5 protein-coding genes and 1 pseudogene are annotated in these 5,780 nt (G+C 70.4%); 5 read left to right on the top strand and 1 reads right to left on the bottom strand.

Translation table 11 applies throughout. The features are described 5' to 3' along the window. Positions 1-202, bottom strand: a pseudogene (locus H0W38_RS15345) (hypothetical protein); the annotation flags it as partial. A gap of 114 nt (positions 203-316) precedes the next feature. Between H0W38_RS15345 and H0W38_RS15340 the strand changes: the two are divergent. The 5 genes from H0W38_RS15340 to H0W38_RS15320 form a co-directional block, all read left to right on the top strand. Beyond that, positions 317-1,324: a metal-dependent hydrolase gene (locus H0W38_RS15340; RefSeq protein WP_292455593.1), complete on the top strand. Its 1,008-nt coding sequence runs from the start codon at positions 317-319 to the stop codon at positions 1,322-1,324. A 249-nt stretch (positions 1,325-1,573) separates the two neighbouring features. Beyond that, entirely contained in the window at positions 1,574-2,497 is a 924-nt protein-coding gene (locus H0W38_RS15335) for a Tim44 domain-containing protein (RefSeq protein ID WP_292455591.1), read from the top strand. Between the two features lie 109 nt (positions 2,498-2,606). After that, on the top strand, positions 2,607-2,861 hold the full coding sequence (locus tag H0W38_RS15330; RefSeq protein WP_292455588.1) for a VF530 family protein: 255 nt from the start codon (positions 2,607-2,609) through the stop codon (positions 2,859-2,861). A 131-nt stretch (positions 2,862-2,992) separates the two neighbouring features. After that, positions 2,993-4,012 (top strand): LLM class flavin-dependent oxidoreductase, encoded by a 1,020-nt coding sequence (locus H0W38_RS15325; protein WP_292455585.1) that lies wholly within the window; start codon positions 2,993-2,995, stop codon positions 4,010-4,012. Further along, positions 4,009-5,780, top strand: a 1,772-nt coding sequence (locus H0W38_RS15320; protein WP_292455582.1) for a prolyl oligopeptidase family serine peptidase, incomplete at its 3' end; no start/stop codon positions are given. The genes H0W38_RS15325 and H0W38_RS15320, both read left to right, overlap by 4 nt.

Raw genomic sequence — 5,780 nt, 5'->3', positions numbered from 1 at the left:
CGACCTTGCCAGTGCCGGCTTCCACCTTGCGGTCCTGGAAGAGCGCGGTGCGCAGTTTTTCCCACTGCGGCGAGGAGTCGGTGTGCTGCACGTTGGTGGGCAGGCCACCCGGCGCGGCCACGGCCACCGGAGCCAGCGACAGCGCGGCGCATGCACACACGAGCAGGGACGCGGCACGGTACGTGAAGCTTGCTGCGGGCATCGTCTGTACTCCTGATGCTGTTATGCCGAGCCACGCCCGGCGGAACCGACTCTAGCAGCCGGCGCCCTTGCGCGTGCGCGCAGGCCCGGCCCACCCGCACCACAATGCGCCGCCATGGATTCGCTCTCTCAACTGGCACTCGGCGCGGCGGTCGGCATCGGCGTGATGGGCCGACGCACGGCCGTGTGGAAGGCGGCGCTCTGGGGCGCCGTCTGCGGCACGCTGCCAGACCTGGATTCCTTCATCGACCACGGCGACCCGGTCAGCAACATGACCTGGCACCGCGCGCAGAGCCATGCGCTTTTCTATCTGACGCTGCTCGCGCCGCTGCTCGCCGGCCTGATCGCCCGGCTGCACGGCGAGACCGATCGCTTCAAGCGCTGGTGGCTTGCCGTCTGGCTGGTGCTGGTGACCCACCCGCTGCTCGATGCGATGACGGTCTACGGCACCCAGCTCGCCCTGCCCTTCACCGACCATCCCTACGGCGTGGGCAGCATCTTCATCATCGATCCGCTCTACACGCTGCCGCTGCTGGTCGGCGTGGGCGGCGCACTCGCCGCGCGTAACCGGCGGGGCTTGCGCTGGAACCTGGCCGGTCTGGCGCTGAGCAGCGCCTACCTGGCCTGGAGCTTCGCCGCGCAGCAGCGGGTCGAGTCGGTTGCGAGAGATGCACTGCGAGAGCAGGGTGTGACGGTGGAGCGCCTGCTGGTCACCCCCACGCCCTTCAACACGCTGCTGTGGCGGGTGGTGGCCATCACGCCCGAAGGCTACCTGGAGGGGTTTCGTTCGCTCTTCGACGACCAGCGGCGCATGAGCTTCGACGCTTTCCCGCGCGGCGAGGTCTTGTTCGAGGCGTTGCGCGGCAATCAGCACGCCGAGCGCCTGGCTTGGTTCAGCCGCGGCTTCTTCAAGACCACCGAGGTGGAAGGCCGCCTCGTGATGAGCGACCTGCGCATGGGCCAGGAGCCCTACTACACCTTCTCCTTCGCGCTGGCCGAACGGCAGGAGGGACGGACCGTCTCCGTCACCCCGCAATTGGTTCGCCAGCGGCCCGACGTGGCGCGGGCACTCGCCTGGATGCGGCAACGGCTCTTCGATCCGACAGTGCCGCCCCCGCGTTGAGCCTGCGCGCCATTTCGCTGGCGCGACGATATCGCGGCGCAGCGTTTGCGGGTGCGACAGGCCCTCGGATTGCTGTGTGCGACTCGTGCGGCTGGCGCGGCGATGGATCCCGTCGAGTCAGGCCGCGTAGCATGCAGTCTTGGACCGCAACCCACCGAACGGTGTTGCGCTGAACCGAACGACTCGAACGGGGTCTGACGGCAAGTGCCGCACCGAGGCGGCCTGAATGAACTGATCGAGGAGACCGTTGTGAAGACATTGCTGATAGCACTTTCGATGGCGCTGGCCGGGGTGACGCTCAATTTCGCCCCCACCGATGCCGAAGCGCGCCGCCTGGGCGGCGGCCGGGCGGCCGGCATGCAGCGGCAGATGCCGCCCAAGCAGGCCGACGTCGCGCCCAAGCCCAGCCCCGGCGCAACCGCAGCCGCCCCGGCTGCTGCCGGCGCAGCGGCGACGGCAGGCAGGCGTTCGTTCATGGGCCCCCTTGCTGGCCTGGCGGCCGGCCTGGGCATCGCCGCGCTGCTGAGCCACTTCGGCTTCGGCGAGGGCCTGGCCAACTTCGTCACCCTCCTGCTGCTCGCGGCGGTGGCCTTCATCGCCATCCGCTGGCTGATGCGGCGCCTGAATGTCGGCGCACCGACGGCACGGGCCGCCCCGGGCAATCTGCAGTTCGCCGGCGCCGGGGCACCGCGCGGTGGGCCGGGGGCCGAGGAGCCCGAACCGATGCAGCGCAGCGCCCTTGCGACGCCAGCAGTAGCCGCCGGCAGCGCCGTCGATTCCCGCATCTCGGCAGTGCAACCCGCCGGCTTCGACGCCGCGGAGTTCGAGCGCATCGCCAAGATGATCTTCATTCGCCTGCAAGCGGCCAACGACGCCGCGGAAGTGGACGACCTGCGCCGATTCACGACGCCCGAGTTGTTCGCCTCCTTGCGCCTGGACCTTCAGGAGCGCGGCCCCGCCGCCCAGAAGACCGACGTGGTGCAACTGGAAGCCGAGGTGCTCGACACCGCGCAGGAAGACGGCCAGTGGGTCGTGTCGGTGCGCTTCCACGGCCTGATTCGTGAGGACGCCGGCGGGACGGCCGAGCCCTTCGACGAACTCTGGCACCTCGTCAAGCCGGTGCAGGGCGAGCGCGAGTGGGCGATCGCTGGCATCTCGCCGACCCCGACTTGAGCGTTCGCGCGCAAGCAATGTCATCCACGGCGGCTTCGGCCGCCGTTTTTTCTTGCGGGGCGCCGGCCTTCGAGGAGCGCCGTGTCGGCGCGCTCAGGCCCCCGCTTCGATGACCCGGCCCATGACCGCACCCCCGCCGCGCGACCCGCTGCACGGGCTGACGCTCGAGGCGATGCTCACCGAGCTGGTGGCCTATTTCGGCTGGCCGGGCCTCGGCGAGCGCATCGCCATCCGCTGCTTCACCAGCGAGCCGAGCATCGCGTCGAGCCTGAAGTTCCTGCGCAAGACGCCGTGGGCGCGCGAGAAGGTGGAAAGCCTTTACCTCTTCATGCTGCGCGAACGCGCACGCGCCGCGCGGGGCTGATGCGGCGCTGCCCCTGCCGCGGGCAGTGGCGCCCGGCGCAGCGGCCGCAGCGGCGCGGTGGCCTGCCGACAATGCGCGGCAGACAGCCCATGCGAGCGACGCCCACCGCGCGCCTACCGCACACCCACCGCATGAAACTTTCCGTTCTCGATCAATCGGTCGCCCTCGCCGGCGCCAGCGAGGCCGACGCGATCCGCGACACGCTCTCGCTCGCGCCACATTGCGAGGCACTCGGCTACCACCGCTTCTGGCTCAGTGAGCACCACAGTCTGCCCAGCATCGTGGGCACGGCGCCCGAGGTACTGCTGGCGGCGATCGCGGCGCGCACCGAGCGCATCCGTCTCGGCAGCGCCGGCGTCATGCTGCCGCACTACTCGGCGTTCAAGGTGGCCGAACAGTTCCGCGTGCTCGACGCGCTGGCGCCGGGGCGCATCGACCTCGGCGTGGGGCGCGCGCCGGGCGGCGACCGGCGCAGCGCGCTGGCGCTGAACCCGCATGCGCGGCCGGGTGCGGAAGACTTCCCCGAGCAGGTGCTCGACCTGCAGGCCTGGAGCAGCGGCGCGCAGCACCGCGGCCTCATTGCGCATCCGCGCGGCGGGCCGGCCGAAGCCCCGAACGGCGTCCACGCGCCGCAACTGTGGATTCTGGGCAGCTCCGACTACGGTGCGCGGCTCGCCGCGCACCTGGGCCTGCCGTATGCGTTCGCGTATTTCTTCATGGACGGCCAAGGCGTCGAGCAGGCGCTCGAGCTCTACCGCAGCCTGTACCGGCCGAGCGAGCGGCACCCGTTGCCCGAAGTCACGATCTGCGTCTGGGCCCTGGCCGCAGACAGCGAGGCCGAAGCTCGCCACCACGCCTTGAGCCGCGACCGCTGGCGCGCCGATTACCTGCGCGGGCGTCTCGGCCCATTACAGGCGCCCGACGACATCGCCGCGCGCGGCTTCGGCGAAGACGAGCGGGCCGCTGTCGAAGCCGGGCAGCGCAAGGCCTTCGTCGGCACGGCCCGGCAAGTGGCCGACAAGCTCCGGGCGCTGGCCGCAAGCCTGGAACTCGAAGAACTGGTGATCAACACCTGGGCCCATGCGCCGGCGGTGCGCCGCCACTCGTATGCCCTGCTTGCCAAGGAGTTCGGCCTGGAGGAAAGCCGATGACGACGGGTCTGAACCGGCGCCGCCGCCTGGCCCTGATCGTCACCGCAGCCGCCGCGGGCCTGCTGAGCGCTGCCTGCAGCACGCCGCCGGCTTCCTCGCCGAGTGCCGGCACGCTGCTGCCCAACGAGAACCTGTTCGTGCAGGGCATTCCGCCGATTCCGATGTCGCTGGTGCGCCAGGTCGAGCAGTACACCGACTTTCGCGGCCACGGCTTCGTCGATTGGCATCCGCGAAGAAGCGAGATGCTGGTCACCCACCGCAAGGCCGGCGCCAACACCGCGCAGTTGTTCCGCGCCACGGCGCCCCTGGCGCCGCTCGAGCAGCTCACCGACTTCGCCGATCCGGTCCGCGAGGCGACCTACGAGCCCACCGATGGCCGCTACCTCGTGTTTTCGCGCAGCGCCGGCGGCAACGAGGCCGACCAGCTCTACCGGCTCGATCTCGACACCCGCCAGATCAGTCTGCTCACCGACCCTGATGAGCGCCACAGCATCGTCGACTGGTTGCACGGCCGCTCGGTGCTGCTCGTCACCTCGGTGCCGCTGGACCGCACCGCGCAGGAGGGCCGCCGCGCGAACCCGGGCACGACGCTGTGGCTGATGGATCCGCTGCACCCCGAGGCCCGGCGCAAGCTGGCCGAGCTGCCCGGCCCCGGCTGGTTCGGCGGCACGGTGTCTTGGGACGACCGCCGGCTCGCCATCACACGCTACCGCTCGGCCACCGAATCGCAGGTCTGGCTGATCGACCTGGCCACCGGCACGCCGACGCAGTTGCTGCCGGCCAAGAGCGAGGCGGTCAAGGCGACCCATTTCCCGATCGGCTTCAAGCGCGACGGCTCGGGCCTGTTCGTGGTGAGCGACCGCGCCGGCGAGTTCCGCGAGCTGATGCTCCACGACTTCGCGAGCGGCGGCTTGCAGCGCATCACCGGCCACATCTCCTGGGACGCGAGCGGTGTCGCCCTCAGCGATGACGGCGCACAGATCGCGCTGCGCATGAACGTCGATGGCCGCACCGAGCTGCGCCTCTTCGACGCCGACAGCCTGCGCGAGCGGCCGGTGCCGCCCCTGCCGCCGGGCAGTGTCAACAGCGTGGGCTTCCACCCGGCAACGAACCGGCTGGCTTTCGCGGTCGACAGCGCGCAGGGGCCGAACCAGCTCTACGCGCTCGATGCGGCTGCGCGCACGGTGCAGCCCTGGACCCGCCCCTACGTGCCGCCGGGCCTGGACGCTGCCAGCTTCCTGCCGCAGCGCATCGTGCGCTGGACGAGCTTCGACGGCCGCGAAATCTCCGGCGTGCTGAGCCCGCCGCCCGCCCGCTTCACCGGCAAACGGCCGGTGGTGGTGCTGGTGCATGGCGGCCCCGAGGGCCAGGCCAGCCTGGGTTTTCTCGGCCGCTGGAACTACCTGATCAACGAGTTGGGCGTCGCCATCATCGAGCCCAACGTGCGCGGCTCTGCGGGCTACGGCAAGACCTTCCTCACCCTGGACAACGGCTTTCAGCGCGAGGACGCCGTCAAGGACCTGGGCAGCCTGTTCGACTGGATCGCCGCGCAGCCCGGCCTCGACGCCTCGCGCGTGCTGGTAGCAGGCGGCAGCTACGGCGGCTACATGAGCCTGGCGGCCAGCGTGCACTACGCCGAGCGCATCGCCGGGGCGATCGACATCGTCGGCATTTCCGACTTCGTGACTTTCCTGAACAACACCGAGAGCTACCGCCGAGACTTGCGCAGAGTCGAATACGGCGACGAGCGCGATCCGGAGATGCGCGA

Source organism: Methylibium sp., from assembly GCF_013817365.1.
Classification (GTDB): Bacteria; Pseudomonadota; Gammaproteobacteria; order Burkholderiales; family Burkholderiaceae_C; genus Methylibium.
This window is presented reverse-complemented; position numbering and strand designations above follow the sequence as displayed.

Excerpts from the sequence above, each read along its gene's own strand:
- H0W38_RS15340 (WP_292455593.1), top strand. The coding sequence starts at position 317 with ATGGATTCGCTCTCTCAACTGGCACTCGGCGCGGCGGTCGGCATCGGC.
- H0W38_RS15330 (WP_292455588.1), top strand. The coding sequence starts at position 2,607 with ATGACCCGGCCCATGACCGCACCCCCGCCGCGCGACCCGCTGCACGGG.
- H0W38_RS15325 (WP_292455585.1), top strand. The coding sequence starts at position 2,993 with ATGAAACTTTCCGTTCTCGATCAATCGGTCGCCCTCGCCGGCGCCAGC.